The sequence below is a fragment of the Mycobacterium ahvazicum genome (genome assembly GCF_900176255.2).
GTDB lineage: Bacteria > Actinomycetota > Actinomycetes > Mycobacteriales > Mycobacteriaceae > Mycobacterium > Mycobacterium ahvazicum.
Genome location: NZ_FXEG02000003.1, coordinates 952,154 through 971,915, shown reverse-complemented (window position 1 = coordinate 971,915; position 19,762 = coordinate 952,154). Strand labels below are relative to the sequence as shown.

Annotated in this window: 20 protein-coding genes; 9 read left to right on the top strand and 11 right to left on the bottom strand. The window is 67.1% G+C overall.

Features of this window, described 5'->3' with window-relative positions:
- The first annotated feature begins 58 nt into the window (after positions 1 to 58).
- Positions 59 to 781 (top strand): haloacid dehalogenase type II, encoded by a 723-nt coding sequence (locus MAAFP003_RS17265; protein WP_165796423.1) that lies wholly within the window; start codon positions 59 to 61, stop codon positions 779 to 781.
- Here the strand turns inward: MAAFP003_RS17265 and MAAFP003_RS17260 are convergent.
- From MAAFP003_RS17260 to MAAFP003_RS17245, 4 genes are all read right to left on the bottom strand, one after another.
- Positions 754 to 1,338 (bottom strand): ester cyclase, encoded by a 585-nt coding sequence (locus MAAFP003_RS17260; RefSeq protein ID WP_096288812.1) that lies wholly within the window; start codon positions 1,336 to 1,338, stop codon positions 754 to 756. The genes MAAFP003_RS17265 and MAAFP003_RS17260 overlap by 28 nt on opposite strands.
- A gap of 72 nt (positions 1,339 to 1,410) precedes the next feature.
- Positions 1,411 to 2,706 (bottom strand): cytochrome P450, encoded by a 1,296-nt coding sequence (locus MAAFP003_RS17255; RefSeq protein ID WP_096288810.1) that lies wholly within the window; start codon positions 2,704 to 2,706, stop codon positions 1,411 to 1,413.
- 63 nt (positions 2,707 to 2,769) lie between these two features.
- Positions 2,770 to 3,117 carry an MmpS family transport accessory protein gene (locus tag MAAFP003_RS17250; RefSeq protein ID WP_207768549.1) on the bottom strand — a complete coding sequence of 116 codons (348 nt, stop codon included), beginning with the start codon at positions 3,115 to 3,117 and terminating at the stop codon, positions 2,770 to 2,772.
- 56 nt (positions 3,118 to 3,173) lie between these two features.
- The gene (locus MAAFP003_RS17245; RefSeq protein ID WP_096288806.1) at positions 3,174 to 4,376 is read right to left on the bottom strand and encodes an MFS transporter; all 1,203 of its coding nucleotides are present in this window, start codon (positions 4,374 to 4,376) and stop codon (positions 3,174 to 3,176) included.
- A 92-nt stretch (positions 4,377 to 4,468) separates the two neighbouring features.
- Between MAAFP003_RS17245 and MAAFP003_RS17240 the strand changes: the two genes are divergently transcribed.
- Both MAAFP003_RS17240 and MAAFP003_RS17235 read left to right on the top strand, forming a co-directional pair.
- Positions 4,469 to 5,554 (top strand): NAD(P)H-dependent amine dehydrogenase family protein, encoded by a 1,086-nt coding sequence (locus MAAFP003_RS17240; RefSeq protein WP_096288804.1) that lies wholly within the window; start codon positions 4,469 to 4,471, stop codon positions 5,552 to 5,554.
- A gap of 133 nt (positions 5,555 to 5,687) precedes the next feature.
- The gene (locus MAAFP003_RS17235) at positions 5,688 to 7,529 is read left to right on the top strand and encodes an Hsp70 family protein (RefSeq protein WP_096288802.1); all 1,842 of its coding nucleotides are present in this window, start codon (positions 5,688 to 5,690) and stop codon (positions 7,527 to 7,529) included.
- Here MAAFP003_RS17235 and MAAFP003_RS17230 read toward each other — a convergent pair whose 3' ends face one another.
- Both MAAFP003_RS17230 and MAAFP003_RS17225 read right to left on the bottom strand, forming a co-directional pair.
- Complete coding sequence (locus tag MAAFP003_RS17230; RefSeq protein ID WP_096288800.1) at positions 7,530 to 7,955, bottom strand: hypothetical protein; 426 nt, start codon at positions 7,953 to 7,955, stop codon at positions 7,530 to 7,532.
- A 185-nt stretch (positions 7,956 to 8,140) separates the two neighbouring features.
- Positions 8,141 to 9,097 (bottom strand): SDR family oxidoreductase, encoded by a 957-nt coding sequence (locus MAAFP003_RS17225; RefSeq protein ID WP_096288798.1) that lies wholly within the window; start codon positions 9,095 to 9,097, stop codon positions 8,141 to 8,143.
- A gap of 57 nt (positions 9,098 to 9,154) precedes the next feature.
- On the opposite strand from MAAFP003_RS17225, the gene MAAFP003_RS17220 reads away from it, so the two are divergent.
- Positions 9,155 to 9,880: an SHOCT domain-containing protein gene (locus tag MAAFP003_RS17220; RefSeq protein WP_096288796.1), complete on the top strand. Its 726-nt coding sequence runs from the start codon at positions 9,155 to 9,157 to the stop codon at positions 9,878 to 9,880.
- Between the two features lie 175 nt (positions 9,881 to 10,055).
- Here the strand turns inward: MAAFP003_RS17220 and MAAFP003_RS17215 are convergent, their stop codons facing one another.
- Both MAAFP003_RS17215 and MAAFP003_RS17210 read right to left on the bottom strand, forming a co-directional pair.
- On the bottom strand, positions 10,056 to 10,679 hold the full coding sequence (locus MAAFP003_RS17215; RefSeq protein ID WP_096288794.1) for an MBL fold metallo-hydrolase: 624 nt from the start codon (positions 10,677 to 10,679) through the stop codon (positions 10,056 to 10,058).
- Positions 10,679 to 11,764: an S-(hydroxymethyl)mycothiol dehydrogenase gene (locus tag MAAFP003_RS17210; RefSeq protein ID WP_096288792.1), complete on the bottom strand. Its 1,086-nt coding sequence runs from the start codon at positions 11,762 to 11,764 to the stop codon at positions 10,679 to 10,681. The genes MAAFP003_RS17215 and MAAFP003_RS17210 overlap by 1 nt, the downstream gene beginning before the upstream one ends.
- 102 nt (positions 11,765 to 11,866) lie before the next feature.
- On the opposite strand from MAAFP003_RS17210, the gene MAAFP003_RS17205 reads away from it, so the two are divergent.
- The 3 genes from MAAFP003_RS17205 to MAAFP003_RS17195 all read left to right on the top strand — a co-directional run bounded on the left by MAAFP003_RS17205 (position 11,867) and on the right by MAAFP003_RS17195 (position 14,436).
- Positions 11,867 to 12,961, top strand: coding sequence for a class I SAM-dependent methyltransferase (locus MAAFP003_RS17205; RefSeq protein WP_096288790.1), 1,095 nt, complete (start codon positions 11,867 to 11,869; stop codon positions 12,959 to 12,961).
- A 13-nt stretch (positions 12,962 to 12,974) separates the two neighbouring features.
- The gene (locus MAAFP003_RS17200) at positions 12,975 to 13,796 is read left to right on the top strand and encodes a serine hydrolase domain-containing protein (RefSeq protein WP_096288788.1); all 822 of its coding nucleotides are present in this window, start codon (positions 12,975 to 12,977) and stop codon (positions 13,794 to 13,796) included.
- A 127-nt stretch (positions 13,797 to 13,923) separates the two neighbouring features.
- On the top strand, positions 13,924 to 14,436 hold the full coding sequence (locus MAAFP003_RS17195) for a DUF3145 domain-containing protein (RefSeq protein WP_096288786.1): 513 nt from the start codon (positions 13,924 to 13,926) through the stop codon (positions 14,434 to 14,436).
- A gap of 52 nt (positions 14,437 to 14,488) precedes the next feature.
- Here MAAFP003_RS17195 and MAAFP003_RS17190 read toward each other — a convergent pair whose 3' ends face one another.
- The 3 genes from MAAFP003_RS17190 to MAAFP003_RS17180 form a co-directional block, all read right to left on the bottom strand.
- Complete coding sequence (locus MAAFP003_RS17190) at positions 14,489 to 15,013, bottom strand: Rv2253 family sensor-like surface protein (RefSeq protein WP_096288784.1); 525 nt, start codon at positions 15,011 to 15,013, stop codon at positions 14,489 to 14,491.
- 67 nt (positions 15,014 to 15,080) lie between these two features.
- Complete coding sequence (locus tag MAAFP003_RS17185) at positions 15,081 to 15,992, bottom strand: diacylglycerol kinase (RefSeq protein WP_096288782.1); 912 nt, start codon at positions 15,990 to 15,992, stop codon at positions 15,081 to 15,083.
- Positions 15,989 to 17,566 carry an FAD-binding oxidoreductase gene (locus MAAFP003_RS17180; protein ID WP_096291228.1) on the bottom strand — a complete coding sequence of 526 codons (1,578 nt, stop codon included), beginning with the start codon at positions 17,564 to 17,566 and terminating at the stop codon, positions 15,989 to 15,991. Before MAAFP003_RS17180 ends, MAAFP003_RS17185 begins: the two co-directional genes overlap by 4 nt.
- A 56-nt stretch (positions 17,567 to 17,622) precedes the next feature.
- Between MAAFP003_RS17180 and MAAFP003_RS17175 the strand changes: the two genes are divergently transcribed.
- Together MAAFP003_RS17175 and MAAFP003_RS17170 are read left to right on the top strand one after the other, a co-directional pair.
- Entirely contained in the window at positions 17,623 to 18,195 is a 573-nt protein-coding gene (locus tag MAAFP003_RS17175) for a TetR/AcrR family transcriptional regulator (protein ID WP_096288780.1), read from the top strand.
- Complete coding sequence (locus MAAFP003_RS17170) at positions 18,192 to 19,742, top strand: glycerol-3-phosphate dehydrogenase/oxidase (RefSeq protein WP_096288778.1); 1,551 nt, start codon at positions 18,192 to 18,194, stop codon at positions 19,740 to 19,742. The genes MAAFP003_RS17175 and MAAFP003_RS17170 overlap by 4 nt, the downstream gene beginning before the upstream one ends.
- Positions 19,743 to 19,762: the final 20 nt, after the last annotated feature.

Here is a 19,762-nt window from a genome sequence, read left to right as displayed (position 1 = left end):
CCATGATTTTAACTAACCGCGTTGCTGACCAGCGCGCCTTCTGCCGCGCCGTTGCATGATGAAGGTTGTGGTTAAGGCGTTGTTGTTCGACGTGCAGGGCACCGCGACGGATTTCCATTCGACCGTCTGCGACGAGGCGCACCGGATCAGCGCGGGACGTCACCCGGAGCTCGATTGGCCCGACCTGGTCCGGCGTTGGCGGGCAGGCTACTTCGCCACGCTCGAGGCTGCGCGCAGCAGCCAGAGTGGATGGGTTTCGGTGCACTCGGTATACCGCGCCGCGCTGGACACCCTGCTGGCCGAGTGCGGCATCGACGGCTTCACCGATGCCGAGCGCGAGGAACTCACCCTGGCCTGGCAACGACTCGAGCCCTGGCCGGATGTCGCACCCGGGCTCTCCTGGCTGAAGAGCGACTTCACCTTGGCGACGCTGTCGAACGCCGACGTGTCCGCCGTCATCAATATCTCCAAGCGTGCGCGATTGCCGTGGGATGCGATCTTCGCCGCCGAGATGGCGGGGGTTTTCAAGCCGGACCCGGCGATCTATCGGATGGCGGCGACCTACCTGGGCCTGGAACCGGCCGAGATCATGATGGTGGCCAGCCATAAATACGACCTCCGCGCGGCGGCCGAACTCGGTTTTCGCACGGCGTTCATCGCGCGTCCGCTGGAATTCGGCGCCGACGGCGATCCCGACGTGGAGTATTCGGACGAGTTCGACATCAACGCCTCGGACTTCCTCGACCTCGCCGATCAGCTGGGCGTCTGGTGGCCGTCTTGAACGGTGAACGCCGGCGGTACGGTATTGGTCAGCGCCGGGTCCGGTTTCTCCGAAGCCATCGATAACAGGCCCCGCACCGCGCGTGCGGCCAGTAGCCAGTTCGCCGGCTTCTTCATGTCCAGCCCGCCGAGGAGCTGTTTGATCATCGTCAGCGTGTCGAAGTAAATGCGTTCGCAGACAAGCGTTTCGGTGTCGTCGAAGACGAAGTAGGCGTTCATGCGGACCCGGAAGCGGCTGCCGGTGGGCGGAACCTTGCCGAGGAAACCACGATGGGTGCCCATCAACCAGAACTCGACGATCACCGCGTCGGCACTGTGCCGCAGCGCGATGATTTCGTGGTCCTGATCGGGGAACGCGGTGCGCGTGTAGTTGTAGTAGCCACGCACCGCGTCGTGTCCGTCGTGGACGACCAGCTGCGGGATCAGCTCGTAGTGGGGGTGTGGGAAGGTCGCCAGCACGTCGTCCCAGTCCTGGCGGACCTCGTCGTGGAAGTGGTCGAGCACGAGTTTCTGGCGTGCGGCCAGCACTTCGGGGGCGGGAAACGCGGGGGCTGTCATCCGGCCAGCGTAATCCCGGGCGGTGCTGCTGATATCGCGAGCGCTGTGGCTTCCGGCGTGGCTTCGGAGGCCCTAGCCCGGGGTAGTCCAGGACACCGGCAGCGTCTTGATCCCGTGAATGAATTGGGACAGCAACCGCGCTGGCTTGCCGGTCACCGTGACGTCGGGGATTTCGCGGCGCAGTTCGTCGAAGACGACCCGGATCTCGCGACGAGCCAGGTTGGCGCCCAAGCAGAAATGTGCGCCGCCGCCGCCGAAGCCCAGATGCGGATTGGGGTTGCGCGCGACATCGAAAGCCCACGGGTTGTCGAACCGCGACTCGTCGCGATTGGCCGAGTTGTAGTACAGCGCGACCTTGTCGCCTTCGGCCATCTTGACGCCGCTCAACTCGAAGTCGCGGGTCAGGGTGCGGCGCATGTAGATCACCGGGGAGGCCCACCGCACGATCTCCTCGACCGCGGTGGGCGTCAGGGCCTCGAAGTCGGACCACCACTTCTCCCGTTGCTCGGGAAAGCGCGACAGGGCCAGCACGCCATGGCTGATCGCATTGCGGGTGGTTTCGTTGCCCGCCACTACCAGCAGGATGAAGAACGACGCGATCTCCTGGGAGGTAAGCCGATCGCCGTCGACCTCGGCCTCCACCAGCGCCGTGGTCAGGTCGTCGTGGTGGTTGGACCGGCGGTCGTCGGCCATCGCGGTCGCATAGGCGCCGATGTCCATCGACACCTGCATGAACTCTTCGAAATCCAAAGTCAGATCGGGGTCGCCGAACCCGAGAATCACGTTGGTCCAGTGGAAGATTCGCTGATGGTCCTCTTCCGGGATGCCCATCATGTCGCAGATGACCTGCAGCGGCAGTGGCCCTGCCAGCTCCGCGACGAGGTCGGCCTGGCCGTCGGGATGGTTGGCGGTCAGTGAGGTGACCAAGCGGTGGGCCCGCGCCTTCACCGAAGCCTCAATGCGGGCAACGACTTTCGGTGTGAACGCCCGGCTGACGATCGAGCGCAGCCGCTGGTGTCGCGGGTCGTCCATCACGATCATCGAGCCGAAATACTCGGCCAATTCCGGTGTCTGGTCGTTGATCGTGATGCCGCTGGCGGAGCTGAAGATGTCGGGATGGCGGCTGGCGAAGTGGACGTCGTCGAGCTTGGTCAGCGCCCAATACCCATTGCCGGTCTCGAATCCCTCGTACTGAATCGGCGACCAAAACGAGATCGGGGCTTCCCGGCGCAAGGTGGCGAAAGCCGCGTCGCGCAGGTCGTCGTTGCGCACCCAGAAATCGAGCGACTCGAGCTGGACATCGGCGAGCGGGAGTTCGGGCGGGGGTGTTCCATTCGGTCGCGACGCAATACCGGTTTCGGTACTCACGTGGCCTTCCCTTCGACGTTGAAAGGGGTATCAAGAGCTGACACTGCGGAGCCTAGACCCGGATCAGTGCGTGCAGACGGTTCTCGCGGGAACGCCCGTCGTCGCCGTCGCGGCGCTGACCACGTTGCCGTCCATCAAAATCTTGCAGGAGATGGGGCCCGGCCCCTGCGCGCTGATCGCGAACACCTGCCCGCCGAACGCGGTGAACTCGGTGGACCAGGGCAGCGGCGCGTTCACCTGATGCAACTGCCCGGTGTCGGTTTGGTAGTAGATGAACTGCGCGACCGCCGGGCCATTGACCTCGTAACGGACCTGGGGCATCTGCGGAATGGCGTGCGCGACGCCGCAGGCGTTCGCGAACCCGAAACCGACAGCCAGCAGCATCGACGGTGCGGCGAGGTGCGTTCTCATGAATTGCATCGTGTCACCACCGGCGACGGTAGGGAAGCGGTTGGCGTCAGACGCTGTCAGGAGACCCGGCCGATGCGGCGAACCGCCAGGGCGCCCAGCAGAACAACAGCGCACGCCGCCCCGACCCCACCCGAGATCAGCAACGGCAGCCGACCGTCGGCGCCCCACAAGAAGCCGGCCCACAGGCCCGCCGCCAGCACCGCACACCCGCTGAGCCCCTGGAAGACGCCCTGGGCGCTCGATTGCAGGGATTCCCCGACGAGTGTCGATATCCAGGCCTTCGCGACGCCGTCATAGCAGGCGGTGAACATCCCGTACGCGACGATCAGGGCCGACGCGAGCGCCGCGTCGGCGGTGATGCCCAGACCGATATACCCGATCGCGAAGAACACCAGACCGGCAGCGTAGACGACCGAACGACCGAAACGGTCCGCCAGCCACCCGGCCGGGAAGCTGGCCACCGCGTAGACCAGGTTGTAGCCGACGTAGGCCAGGATGACATCGGCCACCGAGAAGCCGATCTCCTTGAGCCGCAACAGAAGTAGCGCGTCAGGGAAGTTGGCGAGGCTGAACACCACCAGAAACGAAACCACCGCCCAGTACCGGCGGGGCAGCAGCCGGGTCTCGGCGAACACACGAACGCCGGTGCCTCGCCGCACCTCTCGCGGTCGTTCCCGAACCCAGGCGATGACCAGCACGCTGAGCACAGCGGGGATCACCGCCAGATAGAGCACCGGACCGATCCGGTGATGAAACAGCTCATATCCGGCCAGCCCGAGCAACGGCCCGATGACCGCGCCGAGCGTGTCCCACGCGCGGTGGAACCCGAACACCCGGCCACGCTGGGCGGCATCGATTCCGTCGATCAGCAGTGCATCGCGTGGCGCACCCCGCAGTCCCTTGCCCAATCGGTCGACAACCCGTCCGAGCAGCACGCCGGGCCACGCGCTGGCGACGGCGACGAAGACCTTGCCGAGCGCCGCCATTCCGTATCCGGTCGCAATCAGCGGCCGGCGGGAAAAGCGGTCGCCCAACGGGCCCGACACCAGCTTGGTGATCGACGCGGCGCCCTCCGCGGCGCCTTCCACCGCCCCGACCACCGACGGTGGCGCCCCCAAAACGGTCGTCAAGTAAATCGGCAGCAGCGGGTAAAGCAACTCGCTCGCGGCGTCTTGCAGCAGTGACACCAGCGACAGCACCCACACATTCCGGGTGAGCCAGACCGGGCCCTTACTAATAGCGGCGTCGGGGCGACTCATCGCGGCATCCCTGTTCGCACAGTCAGATGTTAGGTGCCACACCTGTCGCCCACTTAATGTGAAGCGGGGGGCTGGTGACCGGAAGGTTGGGTATGTCGATAAGCAGCTCAAAGCGCGTGGTGGTGTTTGGAACCGGCTTCGTGGGCAGGATGGTGATCCCCGAGATCGTCAAGCACCCGCTGTTTGAGTTGGTGGGCGTCGGCGTCAGCAATCCGGACAAGGTCGGCCGCGACGTCGGCGACATCTGCGGGATGTCGGAGAAGGTGGGCGTTCTGGCCACCGACGACATGGACGCGCTGATCGCGCTGAAGCCCGACGCGCTGGTGCACTACGGCCCGACGGCGATGCACGCCAAAGAGAACATCAAGCTGATCACCAGCTTCCTGCGCGCCGGCATCGACGTGTGCTCGACGGCCATGACGCCATGGGTGTGGCCGACGATGCACCTGAACCCGCCGAACTGGATCGAGCCCATCACCGAGGCCTGTGAGCTGGGTGAGTCGTCCTGCTTCACCACCGGCATCGACCCCGGATTCGCCAACGACCTGTTCCCGATGACGCTGATGGGCCTGACATCGGAGATCCGCAAGGTGCGGGCATCCGAGCTGCTGGACTACACCAACTACGAGGGTGACTACGAGTTCGAGATGGGCATCGGCCGCGAGCCCGAATTCAAGCCGATGCTCGAAGACCGCGACATGCTGATCTTCGCCTGGGGCGCGACCGTCCCGATGATCGCGCACGCCGCCGGGATCATGCTCGACGAGATCACCACCACCTGGGACAAGTGGGTGACTCCGACCGAACGGAACTCCGCGCGGGGCGTCATCAAGCCCGGGCACGTCGCCGCCGTCCGGTTCACCATCAGCGGCGTCTACAAGGGCGAGACTCGCATCCAGCTCGAGCACGTCAACCGCATCGGACTCGACGCCGCGCCCGACTGGCCGACCGGTCACGACAACGACGTCTACCGCGTGGACATCGAAGGAACCCCGAGCATCTTCCAGGAGACCGCGTTCCGGTTCACCGACGGCTCCGGCCGCGACGCCGCCGCGGCCGGGTGCCTGGCGACCGGACTGCGGGCATTGAATGCGGTGCCGGCGGTCAACGATCTGCGCCCCGGCTGGGTCACGCCGCTGGATCTTCCGCTTATCGCGGGAACCGGCAACATACGGTGACCAGGGCTTTAGACTGAGCCGAGACGTTATACAGCTCACGCATAGCCAACGCAGAGATTGGCTATAGGTATAACCGTCAAAATCGGGGTAGGCGGATGCGGGGGCATACCGCTCGATAACGGGGATTGGGACCATGTCAGACGGAGCTACGCCCGCGCTGGGGCTCTCGATTGGTGCCACCAACTTCGCCGCGGTCACCGCCGACCAGGCCATCACGCGCAAGCCTGTCATGACGCTGTTCCGCGAGCGCCTGCCCGAGATCGGGGTGCCGTCGGAGAATCCGCGGCTGGACCAGCCGGGCCTGGTGATCACCGACTTCGTCGATCGCGTCGGCGACCCGATCGGCATCGTGGCGGCCGACGGCTCCGTGCACCGCAGCGATGTCTTGGCCGCCGACGGATTGCGTGCCCTGGCGTACGCCGCCACCAATGGCGCCGGCCTTCCGGAAAACGTCGCGGTGACCCACCCCGCGCACTGGGGATCGAACGCCGTCGACGCGCTGGGTTCCGCGCTGAGCCGGGTGCCCGAATGGGCAAACCGCGAGCGGCCGCTGACGTTGATCCCCGATGCCGCCGCGACGCTGTTCGCGGCGCGGGCCAACCCCGGCATCCCGGCGCGCGGCACCGTCGCGGTATGCGACTTCGGCGGCAGCGGCAGCAGCATCACGCTGATGGACGCCGCCGGTGACTATCAGCCGATTGCCCCGACCGTGCGGCACCTCGACTTCTCCGGTGACCTGATCGATCAGGCGCTGTTGACCACGGTGTTGGCCAACCTGCCCAGCGCCGATTCCTTCGATCCGTCCGGCACCTCGGCGATCGGGCCGCTGAGCCGGCTGCGCACCGGATGCCGCATTGCCAAGGAACAACTTTCGTCGACCACGGTCGCGACCCTGGCCGAGGGGCTGCCGGGCATACCCGGCGAAATCCGGCTCACCCGTAACGAACTCGACGACGCGATTCGTACCTCCCTGACCAATTTCGTTGCGGTGCTGGATGAAACGTTGGTGCGCAACGGGATTCGTGATCTGATCGCGGTGGTGTCGGTCGGCGGCGGCGCCAACATCCCGGCGGTAACCACGATGCTCTCCGGTCACTTGAGGGTTCCGGTCGTGACGACGCCGCGACCGCACCTGGCCCCGGCCATCGGTGGGGCGTTGCGTGCGACGCGTGGGCCGGCGGAGACCAGCGCGACATTGCTGACTCCGTCGGTATCCCGCGCGACCGCGGCAGCCGTGGCGGCGGCACCAGCGGCACCGGTCGCGGTCGAGGAGCGCCCGTCCGCGCTGACCGATGCCCCGGAGCCGGTGTCGAGGCTGATGCCCGCGCTGGCGTGGTCGGAGGCCGGCGACGAGTCGCGGATGATGCCCGCTGCCCCCGCTGCGGCCGAGCAAATCCCGAATCATGTTGGCGGGTCGGGGTATACGTCGGCGCGACCGGCGTTGAACTTCGAACAGCCCGGGCGGCCACGCCGGGAGAAAAAGACGCCGGTGGTTCCCTGGTCGCGGGTGCCGGGCATGGTGGTCATCGGCACGGCCGTGGCGGTACTGCTGGTCGGCATCGCATTGGCGATCGGCCTGTCCGACGACAAACCCGCCACAACGCCGAACCCGGGTGTGAAGACGACACCGGCTACCGCGCCGTCTGCCAACGGTGCTGCGCCGCAACCTGCCCCGCCGAGCCAGGCGCCGATGACGGGTCAGGCCGCACCCCAACCGGCCGCGCCGCCGCCGACGGCCGACGCTCCCGCTCCCGCGGATACTCCGGCCCCTGCGGCCGTGGACCCGCCACCGCCCGCGGCGGTCGACACGCCGGTCCCGGCGGCTCCGCCGCCACCTCCCGTCGAGGCTCCGGCGCCGCCGCCCATACCCGCGATACCGGCGCCCGCACCCCGGGTCCCGCCGATCCCGGCGATTCCGCCCATCCCGCGAATTCCTGGACTGGGCTTGCCGATTCCCGGATTTGGCGGCGTGTAACTACTTAGCGCCGGTCGCGGGCCGCTTTTCGCCCTTGTTCTCCTCGGCGGCGAGTTTCCTGAGTTCTTCGTTCAAGGCCTTGTCTTTTTCGACCTGCTCTTGCCGGGCCTTGTCGTCCGAGCCGTCGCCGTCCGAATCCTTGTTGGCCGGGCCGTCGGTGGTCTTCGGATTGCCGTCCTCGTCCAGCCAGTCGTTGACCGCGGTGCCCGAGACCGCCCCACCGGATCCCGGCAGTACCAGCGTCGGCCGGTCCTCGTAGGCCACCATCATCTCGGCGGCTGCCTTCTTGTCGTCCTCGTCGGGCTCCGGCTTCTCTTGCGGATGCTGGTCGCCCTTGACACCTTCGGGTCGGTCGCTGTCGCCGGACTTACCGCTCACCTGCTGGTCGTCCTCGTCACCAGCTGTTCTTTCGTCCTGCACGCTCATTCGAATACCCCCTTGTTGAGTCGCAGTCCGGTCTCGGTTACCCGTCGCCGCGCTGTGTCGAAACTCTCGTTACCGCAATCTTTTCTGCGTGACCAGCGGTCATGTGCATGCCCAGAGGGCATATGCACCGGGGTGCATTTGACAGAGGTAGGCGGAGCCCGCCGCGAAAAGCTGTGCGGCAGTTGCTAGTTGGTCGCCGGATAGGTGACTTTCGTCAGTTCCTCGGAAATCTCCCACAGTCGCCGGCAATCGTCCTCGTTGCGGGCCCGCGCCGGCGTTTTGGCTACTTTCACACCACCGCCGGCCAGCTCCATGAAACCGCGGGGTCCGTAGAACTCGCCGCCCTCGGCCTGCGGCGTGGCCGCCGCGTACAGCGCGGGCAGAATCCCGTCGTCGATCTCCTGCCACAGGAACGGCGTGAAGCGCCATGACGTCTTGTACAAGCGCTCCATCAGCGCCGGCTTCTCGCGACCGTAAGAGGGTCCGCTGATTTGCAGGTTGGTCTTGGTCAGGCCGGGGTGTGCGGCGTTGGAGACGATGCCCCAGCCGCCGGCGCGACTGCGCTTGTCCAGCTCGCGCGCGAACATCAGCACCGCGATCTTCGACTGGCCGTAGGCCGACATCGGCGCGTAGGACTTTTCGAACTGCAGGTCGTCGAAGTGGATCTTGCCGCTTTGGCTGGCCGCGAGGCTGCTCAGCGAGACCACGCGGGCACGCTGCGCGGCGCGCAACAGCGGCAGCACGTGCCCGGTCAGCGCGAAGTGCCCGAGATGGTTACTGCCGAACTGCAATTCGAAGCCGTCGGCGGTGGTGTCGCGCTCCGGGGGCGTCATCACCCCGGCGTTGTTGATCAGAATGTCGATCGGACGGCCTTCGGCGTTGAGTTGCTCACCCAGCGCGGCGACCGACGCCAGCGACGACAGGTCGAGGGATTTGATGGTCAGCTTCGCGTCGGGCACGCTGTGGCGGATCTCTTCGATCGCGGCCTCACCCTTGGCCCGATTGCGGATGGCCATGATCACGTCGGCGCCGGCCGCCGACAGCCGCCTGGCCAACCCGAAGCCCAGACCGCTGTTGGCACCGGTGATGACGACCAGCTTCCCGGTGAGGTCCGGCACGGTGGCGACGAGATCGTTCGACATGGGTATCAGTGTGCTCTTTCGCTGGCCCCTGGTCACTAGCGGTGACACACTCCGGGAATGTGGAGCAGACTGCCCGCCAAGATTTCATTTGTCTCAGCCGTCGTCGTCACGATCATGTCACTGGCCGGCATCGTCGTCGCCATCGTTCTCAACGTATTCTTTCTGGACGATTACAACGCCTACGGCGAGGTTCCGGTCCCCGGTTCGGGCAGCCTGCAGCTGCCAAAGGGTGAAGTCACCGTCAGCCTGCACACCATCGTGATCGGCAGCCCAAACGGTGGGTTGCCGGTGCCGCCGCTCGGCATCACGATTTCGCCGCCCGACGGCGTCGCGCAGCCGACGATGACGGAAAACATCGGCAGCACAACCTCAGTCAACAATGACGCGCACGTGCGGGTGTGGGTAGCCCAGATTCCGGCCGACGGCACCTACAACATCACCACGGACGGCCAGGTCAACGGATTCATCGCACCGCGACTCGCCTTCGGCCACTCGAGCTCCTACGGATTTCTGATCTGGCTGTTCGTCGGGATGTTCGTGGTGGGCCTGACAGCTTCGATTGTGGCGGGGCGTTGGCTGCGCAGCACCCGGCGCAAGGCGGCGGCGGCCGTCGTAGAGGGGTCATGGCCGACACCCCAGCAGTCGCCCACCACGGCATACGAACCCACCGACGACGGCGTTCGCCTGGAGCGCCTCAAAACGCTTGCGGCGCTGCGGGATTCCGGGGCATTGACCGAAGAGGAGTTCCAGGCCGAGAAGCGGCGGATCCTCGAAGGGCACTGAGGTGTGCGGCCTTTTGCCCGCCTCTGAGCGACAAACTGGGGGGAGGTGGGAATGCGCCAGGCGCGGCCGAGTACCAAGGCAAACGCCGAATAAACACAAGTGTTGTCGCTCAGAGGCGGGCACAACGTGCCTCGCCGACTCCCGGGTATGGGTGTGGGTGGTGGGTGTGACTGGGTCAGTGACCCCGGGCCACCCACTCCTCGTAGTGCACGATCTCGTCGCCGATGACGGTGCTGTCGCCGTGGCCGGTGTGCACGACGGTCTCACCCGGCAACGTCCCCAAGCGCTCGGAGATCGACTTCAGGATGGTCGGGAAGTCGGAGTACGACCGGCCCGTCGCGCCGGGGCCACCGGAGAACAAGGTGTCGCCGCTGAACACCACACCGAGGTCGTGCACGTACCAGCAGACCGATCCGGGGGAGTGTCCGGGCGTGTGTATCGCGGTCAGTTCGGTGCCGTCGATCTTCAACTTCTCGCCATCGGACACGGCGCGAAAGTCGCTGTCCGGGTGGGTCATTCGCCACAGCACCTCGTCGGCGGGGTGCAGCAGCACCGGCGCGTCCAGTGTCTTGCCGAGTTCGGGCGCCACAGTGACGTGGTCGTTGTGGCCGTGGGTGCACACCACCGCCACCACGTGACGCCCGGCGACGGCGTCGACGATCGGCGCCGCGTCGTGGGCCGCATCGAACACCACGACATTGGAGTTGTCACCGATGACCCAGATGTTGTTGTCGACTTCCCAACTGCCACCGTCGAGTTCGAAGGTGCCGTGGGTCACCACGCGGTCGATTTGAACCATCAGAGCATCACCACCGAACGCAATACCTTGCCGTCGTGCATCTTCTCGAACGCCTCCTCGATGCCGTCTAGCCCAATTCGTTCGGAGACAAACTTCTCGAGGGGGAGCCGGCCCTGCAGATAGAGGTCGATCAGGGTGGGGAAGTCGCGTTCGGGCAGGCAGTCGCCGTACCACGACGACTTCAACGATCCGCCGCGGGAGAAGAAGTCGACCAGCGGCATCTCCAGTTTCATGTCCGGCGTCGGCACCCCCACCAACACCACGGTTCCGGCCAGGTCGCGGGCGTAGAAGGCCTGCTTCCAGGTCTCGGGCCGGCCGACCGCGTCGATGACGACGTCGACGCCGAAGCCGTCGGTGAGGTCCTGGATGGTGTCGACGACATCGAATTCGCGGGCATTGACGGTGTGGGTGGCGCCGAACTTGCGGGCCCAGTTCAGCTTCGTGTTGTCGGTGTCGACCGCGATGATCTTCTTCGCACCGACCAGCGCCGCGCCGGCCACCGCCGCGTCGCCCACACCGCCACAGCCGATTACCGCCACGGTGTCGTCGCGGTTGACGGCGCCGGTGTTGATCGCGGCGCCGATTCCGGCCATCACGCCGCAGCCCAGCAACCCGGCGACGGCGGGGTCGGCCTCGGGATTGACCTTGGTGCACTGGCCGTCGGCCACCAGCGTCTTGTCGGCGAACGCCCCGATGCCCAGCGCGGGCGTCAGCTCGGTGCCGTCGGTCAGCGTCATCTTCTGGGTGGCGTTGAACGTGTCGAAGCACAGGTGCGGCTTGCCGCGCTTGCAGGCGCGGCACTGGCCGCAGACCGCGCGCCAGTTCAGGATCACGAAGTCGCCCGGCGCCACCGACGTCACCCCCGGCCCGACGGCTTCGACCGTGCCCGCGGCCTCGTGGCCGAGCAGGAACGGGTACTCTTCGTTGATGCCGCCCTCCCGGTAAGTCAGGTCGGTATGGCAGACCCCGCAGGCGATCACGTCGACCAGGGCCTCGCCCGGGCCGGGGTCCGGGACGACGATGTCCACCAATTCGACGGGTTGGCCCTTCTTGCGTGAAATCACTCCGCGCACTGTCTGACTCATGGGCTACAACCTACTGTGAGGGCCATACACTCGGCAGGCCGGTGTCCACCCATCAACAAGCGCCGTTCCAGGGACCGACAACCGGGTGTAGCGTCTCAGAGCGTGACGACACTCGACAAGAGTTCGGACGGCGCACAGCGCCAAAGTCAAGAGACTGTCGAAGATTTCGCGGGACGCATCGTCTCGGCAATCGACGGCGCGAGCCTTGCGATCCTGCTGAGTATCGGACATCAAACCAATCTGCTGGACACGATGGCCGGACTCGGTCCGGCCACCAGCGCGCAGATCGCGGACGCCGCGGGCCTCAACGAGCGTTACGTGCGGGAGTGGTTGGGCGGCATGACGACCGGACATGTCGTCAACTACGACCCGGGCAACGCAACCTACTCGCTGCCGGCCCATCGCGCGGCGGTGCTGACCCGCGCCGCCGGGCCCGACAACCTGGCTGTGGTGGCCATGTTTCTTCCGCAGCTCGGCGAAGTCGAGCAGAAAATCATCGGCTGCTTCCGCGCGGGCGGCGGCCTGCCGTATAGCGAATTTCCACGGTTCCACGCGCTGATGGCCGAGCAGAGCGCGGCGGTGTTCGACCTCGCGCTGGTCGACGTCGTGCTGCCGTTGGTCGACGGCCTGCCGGACCGGCTGCGCTCCGGCGCCGACGTCGCCGATTTCGGGTGCGGCAGCGGTCACGCGATCAATGTGATGGCCAAGGCCTTTCCGGCGAGCCGGTTCACCGGAATCGATTTCTCCGAGCAGGCCATTGCCACGGGTACCACCGAGGCGGCCAGCCTCGGCCTGACCAATGCGCGCTTCGAGGCCCACAACCTGACCGACCTGGACAAGACGGAGGCCTACGACGTCATCACCGTGTTCGACGCGATCCACGATCAGGCGCAGCCGGCCCGGGTGCTGGAGAACATCCAGCGCGCCCTGCGACCCGGCGGTGTGTTTCTGATGGCCGACATCAAGGCTTCCAGCCGACTCGAGGACAACATCGACGTCCCCATGAGCACCTACCTCTATACCGTCTCGCTGATGCACTGCATGACGGTGTCGCTGGCGCTGGGCGGCGCCGGACTCGGGACGGCCTGGGGCACGCAGCTGGCCACCTCGATGCTCGTGGACGCCGGGTTCGACGACGTCCGGGTGCTCGAGGTCGACTCCGACCCGATCAACAACTACTACATCGCGACGAAGTGACCCGCCCGATCTGATGGCTGCTCTCGATGCGCTCGACGACTGGCCGGTGTCGGCTGCCGCCGCCGCGGTGATCGGACCCGGCGGGGTGCTGGCCACGCACGGCGACACGGAGCGGGTGTTCACGCTGGCGTCGGTCACCAAGCCGCTGGTGGCCCGCGCCGCGCAGGTCGCGGTCGAAGAGGGCGTCGTCGAGCTGGACACCCCGGCCGGCCCGCCCGGCGCGACGGTCCGGCATCTGCTGGCGCACGCGTCGGGCCTGGCGATGCTGGACGGTCGGGTGCTGGCCAAGCCCGGCACCCGGCGCATGTACTCGAACTACGGCTTCGCCGTGCTGGCCGAAACCGTGGAGCGCGAGTCGGGCATCGAGTTCAGCCGCTACCTCAGCGAGGCGGTCTGCGAGCCGTTGAACATGGGCGCCACCCGGCTGGACGGCGGCGCGGCGGAGGCCGGCTACGGGGCGACCTCGACGGTCGCGGACCTGGCGGCGTTCGCCGGCGACCTGTTGCGCCCGTCGACCGTGTCGGCCGAGATGCACGCCGAGGCGACGACCGTGCAGTTCCCGGGCCTGGACGGGGTGTTGCCGGGCTACGGCGTGCAGCGGCCCAACGATTGGGGCCTGGGTTTCGAGATCCGCGACGGCAAATCGCCGCACTGGACGGGGGCGCGCAACTCGGCGCGAACCTACGGCCATTTCGGCCAGGCAGGCGGTTTTATCTGGGCGGATCCCGACGCGGACCTGGCCCTGGTGGCGTGCACGAACCGCGATTTCGGCGACTGGGCGCTCGACTTGTGGCCGGCCCTCGCCGAAGCGGTGCTCGTCCAATACATCAAATAGGCATCGAGCACTAGCGCAACACGGGTATCACAGGGCACAATAGACACGCACGAAACAAAACATCTGCTTATCGGATCCGCCAGGTCGTTGGGGAAGACGTCCCTCGTGGAACCGAAGGAGCAGGTAAATGCGTGCGTCGAATCAATTCGCCGACGTGACGGCAGGTGTGGTGTACATCCATGCCTCGCCCGCGGCGGTATGCCCGCATGTTGAGTGGGCGTTGTCGTCGACCCTGCAGTCCAAGGCCAACCTGGTCTGGACACCGCAGCCGGCGATGCCGGGACAGCTGCGTGCTGTGACCAACTGGGTCGGTCCGGTGGGTACCGGTGCCCGGTTGGCCAACGCGCTGCGGTCCTGGTCGGTGCTGCGGTTCGAGGTCACCGAGGACCCGAGCCCCGGCGTCGACGGCCACCGCTTCTGCCACACGCCGCAACTGGGCTTGTGGAGCGGGGCGATGAGCGCCAACGGCGACATCATGGTCGGCGAGATGCGGCTGCGGTCGATGATGGCGCAGGGTGCCGACACGCTGGCCGCCGAGCTGGACTCAGTGCTGGGCACCGCGTGGGACGACGCGCTCGAGGCTTACCGCGACGGCGGCGAGGCCGGCGAAGTCACCTGGCTCAGCCGGGGCGTCGGCTAACCTCCGTCGTGATCGCAAGCGCGGCGCAGCCGGGCGCCGCGGGTCACGACCATCACACGGTGGGCGGGACGGTCGGCGGGTTCGCCGGCGCCGCGGTCACCGGCATATCGACATTGCCCCGACACGCTCCGCTGGTGATGTCGGTGTGGAAGACGCCGGTGAGCACTCCGTTCGGCCCCGGGGTGTAGGCCGTAATCGATTTCGCCGGGTCGTATTCGACGGTGCCGTCGGGCAGCAGGCAGTCCCATTTCCAGGTCATCTCGCGTACCCACTGCGATCCATTCCAGGTGAATTCGACCGTCTGCGGCATGAACTCGTTCTTGGGCGGCGGCGGGTCGTTCACCGTGGCGGTGCAGACGCCGGCCGCGCATTTCGAGGTGATCGAGACGCTGGCCCGGTGCGCGTATTCGGGTTGGCGGGCCGCGATGCTGGTGCCGGCCTTCGCGTTGGCGGACAGCGTCAGGATGTACTGCCCGTTCCACAGCGGATCAGCCGCGAATGTCGTGGGGGCCGTTGCCAGCGCGTCGCCCACTGACAGAGCCAGGGCGACGACCGCCGTTGTGCGATGTCCCGACATCGTTCCTCCCAGGGCAGCGCTCCCACGGCGCAGGTATGCCCTGATGTCGCGTTTGTCGCACGAGTTGTTACATCTTGGGGCGCAGGATCCGCAGAGCGCCGGGCACTGCGGACAGTTCCGCGGGCAGTGGGCACGCGTAGTCACCGTCGGCGTAGACGTTGATGCCGGGGCATTCGACATGGATCGTCTTGGCGCGCTCCGTGGTGACCTCGTCGAGCTGCACGTGGGTTCCCTTCAGCACGGTGGGGAAGAGCCGGACGAATTTCGTCCGGGATGCGCTGTGTGCCATCGTGATGTCGAGCAAGCCGTCGGTGTAATCCGCGTCCGGGCAGATCAGCAGACCACCGCCGTAGCTTCGGGTGTTGCCGAACGCCGCCAGCGTGATGTCGGTGTCGATCTCCCTGGTGCCGTCGAGCACCAAACGGAACGGCAACATCCGCAGTTGGGTCAGCTCGGCGAGCATCGCGACGTAGTAGCGCAGCCGCCCGTGCGGCCAACTCATCCGGTTGGCGCGATCGGTGACCAGGGAATCGAACCCGGCGGCCGCGACCGTGCCGAACCACTTGTCTTGGCCGTTGCCGTCCCGGATGCGGCCCAGGTCGATCGTCTGGGTCCAGCCGTCGGCGACGATGTCCGCGGCGGCCTCGGGATCCTTTGTGGGAATGCCGAATTCGCGGGCATGGTCGTTGCCGGTGCCCGCCGGGATGATGCCCAGCGGAATGTCGGTGCCCGCCAACACTTGCAGCGCGTTGGAGATGACGCCGTCGCCACCGGTGGCCACCAGCGCGTCGGTGCCGCGTTCGATCGCCGCGGCGGCCAGGTGGCGGGCGTCTTGGGCGTCGTCGCCGATGATCTCGTTGACCTCGATACCGTGGGCGTGCAGTCGCGCGATCGCGACCTCGGCGACGTGCACGGCGGTGCCATGCCCCGAGAGGGGATTGGTCAACGCGGTCACCTTGCCGATCTCGCGGCGATTCACGGAATCAGCTTGCCGGGATTGAGGATTCCCGCCGGATCCAGTGTGGCCTTGACCGCGCGCAGGACCCGCACGCCGAGCTCGCCCACCTCGTCGCGCATCCAGGGCCGGTGATCGGCACCGACCGCGTGGTGATGGGTGATGGTGCCACCGGCGGCGATGATCGCATCAGATGCGGCCTTTTTGGCGGCCTGCCACTGCTCGATCGGATTGCCTCGCTGGCCGGCGACGACGGTGAAGTACAGCGATGCGCCGGTGGGATACACGTGCGAAATGTGGCACATCACCAGCGCCGGTGTCCCGGTTTCGGCCAACGCGGTGGTCAGTGCCTCGGTGACGGCGGCCTTGAGGACTGGGATGTTAGACCAGTCGGTGGCGGTCTCCAGCGTCTCGCACAGTGCGCCCGCGGCCAGTAGCGAGTCGCGCAGGTAGGGCGCGCCGAACCGGCCGCGCTCCCACGCCTGCGCGGGACCCTCGCCCAGCGACGTGCCGCCCTTTTCCGCGAGCAATTGGCGGGTTTCGGCGTGCCGGCTCTCGACGTGCTCCTTGGTGCCCTCGAAGACCGTGATGCCCAGGCAGCCGCCGGTGATCTGGTTCTCACCGATCGAGTCGGTGGTGGCCAGGTTGACTCCGGTCTCGGCCTCGTCGGAAAGCCGAATCACGGTGGGCCCCGTCGCGTTTTGGGTGACCGCCCGTAGCGCGGCCGCTCCCGTCGCGAAGTCGGGAAAAGACCAGGCCTCGTAGGCGACGGCCTCCGGTACCGGATGCACCCGCAGCCGCACCTGGGTGATCACGCCCAAGGTGCCCTCCGACCCGATCAGCAGCTGGCGCAGGTCGGGCCCGGCCGCCGACTCCGGTCCGCGGCCCAGGTCCAGCGTTCCGGCCGGGGTGATCACCCGCAGCCCGCGCACCATGTCGTTGAAGCGGCCGTAGCCGGCCGAGCCCTGACCCGAGGACCGGGTCGCGGCAAAGCCGCCGATGGTGGCGAATTGGAAGCTCTGCGGGAAGTGTCCGAGCGAGAAGCCGCGTTCGCCGAGCAGGCGCTCGGCGTCGGGACCGGTGAGGCCCGCGCCGAGGACGGCCTGCCCGGACTCCTCGTCGAGTGAGATGAGCTCGTTGAAACGGCGCAGGTCGAGTGAGATCACGGCGGTGAAGTCGCCGCGGATCGGGTCGAGGCCACCGACCACGCTGGTGCCGCCGCCGAAGGGGACTACGGCGATGCCGTGCTCGGAGCAGTAGCGCAGGATTTTCCGGACGGCGTCGTCGTCCGCCGGCAGCAGGATGGCGTCGGGCGCGTCTTGAGCCGCGGCTTTGCGCTTCAGCAGATCGAGGGTGGACTTGCCGCCGGCGTGCAGCAGCCGATCGCGGTCGTCGGTGCGGCAATATTCGGCGCCGACGATCCCGGCGAGCGCGTCCTTGTCGGCCTGCGCCAATGCGGACGGACGCAGCTGCACCTGGTCGGGCGTGAGTTCTTTGCCGGTCGAATCGTCCAGGCCGACAGCCTGTTTCAGCAGTGACCGAATGCCGTCCGAGAGCGGTTTGGCGCTAGCGGGATCGCCCCACGCGTTCCATTTCATCGGCGGGAGAAGGTGCTCGGTCCCAAGATCATGCGTCATGCGTTACAGTATTACACATGCTGTCAATCAGTAACGCAGGTGTGGATGTGGCCGACCGGATCCTCGCGGCGGCCGCCAGCTGTGTGGTCGATTTCGGGGTCGACCGGGTGACCCTCGCCGAGATCGCCCGGCGCGCGGGGGTGAGCCGGCCGACCGTGTACCGACGCTGGCCGGACACGCCCGCGATCGTCGCCGCGCTGCTGACCCAACGGATCACCGGTGTGATGCACGAGGCGCCGCTGCTGGGGGAAGACCGTGAATCGCTTGTGCGCCAAATTGTTTCGGTGGCCAATCTGCTGCGCCGCGACGAGCTGATCATGTCGGTGATGCACTCGCACCTGGCGCCGATCTACATCACCGAACGGCTCGGCGAAAGCCAGCAGATGCTGATCGGCGCGCTCGCCGACCGGTTGCGGGTCGCCCAGCGTCACGGCAGCGTGCGCCCGGGCGATCCGCTGCAGATGGCGACGATGGTGTTGCTGATCGCGCAGTCGACGATTCAGTCCGAGCGAATCGTGCGGCCGATTCTCGACGCCGAGGCGCTGACCGTAGAACTCACTCATTCGCTGAACGGATACCTGTCCTCATGACCGAGTTGAATGGCGCGCGTTTGACTGCCGCCCGTCGTGCCGCCGATTTGAACGCACTGGCCGACGGTGCGTTGTTGGACGTGCTCGTGATCGGCGGCGGGATCACCGGGGCCGGAATCGCGCTGGACGCCGCGTCACGCGGGCTGCGCGTGGCGCTGGTGGAGAAACACGATCTGGCATTCGGCACCAGCCGGTGGAGCTCGAAGCTGGTCCATGGTGGTCTGCGCTACCTGGCGACGGGCAATGTGGGCATCGCTCGCCGCAGCGCCATCGAACGCGGAATCCTGATGACGCACAACGCCCCTCATCTCGTGCACGCGATGCCGCAATTGGTTCCGCTGCTGCCGTCGATGAGTCACTCCAAGCGTGCGCTGGTACGCGCGGGATTCCTGGCCGGCGACGCGTTGCGTGCGCTGGCGGGAACGCCGTCGTCGACGCTGCCTCGTTCGCGCCGGGTGTCCGCCCGGCGGGTGGTGGAGATGGCGCCCACGGTGCGTCGCGACGGCCTGGACGGTGGACTGTTGGCCTACGACGGGCAGTTGATCGACGACGCGCGCCTGGTCACCGCGGTCGCCCGCACCGCGGCTCAGCACGGCGCCCGAATCCTCACCTACGTCGCGGCATCGCAGGCCACGGGCACGTCGGCGCGGCTGACCGACCAGCGCACCGGCCAGTCGTTCGACGTGTCCGCCCAGGCGGTGATCAACGCTGCCGGGGTGTGGGCGGCCGACATCGACGGCTCACTGCGCCTGCGGCCCAGCCGTGGCACACATTTGGTCTTCGACGCCAGCGCTTTCGGGAATCCGACTGCGGCGCTGACGATTCCGATTCCCGGCGAGCTCAACCGCTTCGTGTTCGCGATGCCCGAGCAACTGGGCCGCGTCTACCTCGGGCTCACCGACGAGGCCGCGCCGGGCCCGATTCCGGATGTGCCCGAGCCGTCTGCTGGCGAGGTCGAATTCCTGCTGGACACGGTCAACACCGCTTTGGGCACCGCGCTGCAGGCCACCGACGTGATCGGGGCGTACGCCGGCCTGCGACCGCTGATCGACACGGGTGAGGGTCGCACCGCCGACGTGTCGCGCGAGCACGCCGTCGTCGAGTCGCCCGCCGGGGTGATCAGCGTGATCGGCGGCAAGCTGACCGAATACCGCTTCATGGCCCAGGACGTCCTGGACCGCGCCGTCAGCCTGCGGCGACTGTCGGCCGCCAGCTGCCGGACCCACCAGCTGCCGCTGATCGGGGCACCATCCAATCCCGGGCCAGTAGCCGGTGCAACGGCCGGGCTGCCGGCCTCGCTGATCGCCCGCTACGGCGCCGAGGCGCCGACCGTCGTCGCGTCCGCCTCCTGCGCGCGCCCGACCGAGCCCGTCGTCGAGGGCATCGACGTGACCCGCGCGGAGTTCGAATACGCCGTCACTCACGAGGGCGCGCTGGACGTCGACGACATTCTCGATCGCCGAACCCGGGTCGGACTGGTACTCCGTGATCGTGAGCGGGTGGTGGACGAGGCGGCGGAGTTCCTCGCGGGGGTCGCCGGGAGCTAGTGGGTATTCAAATATGACAT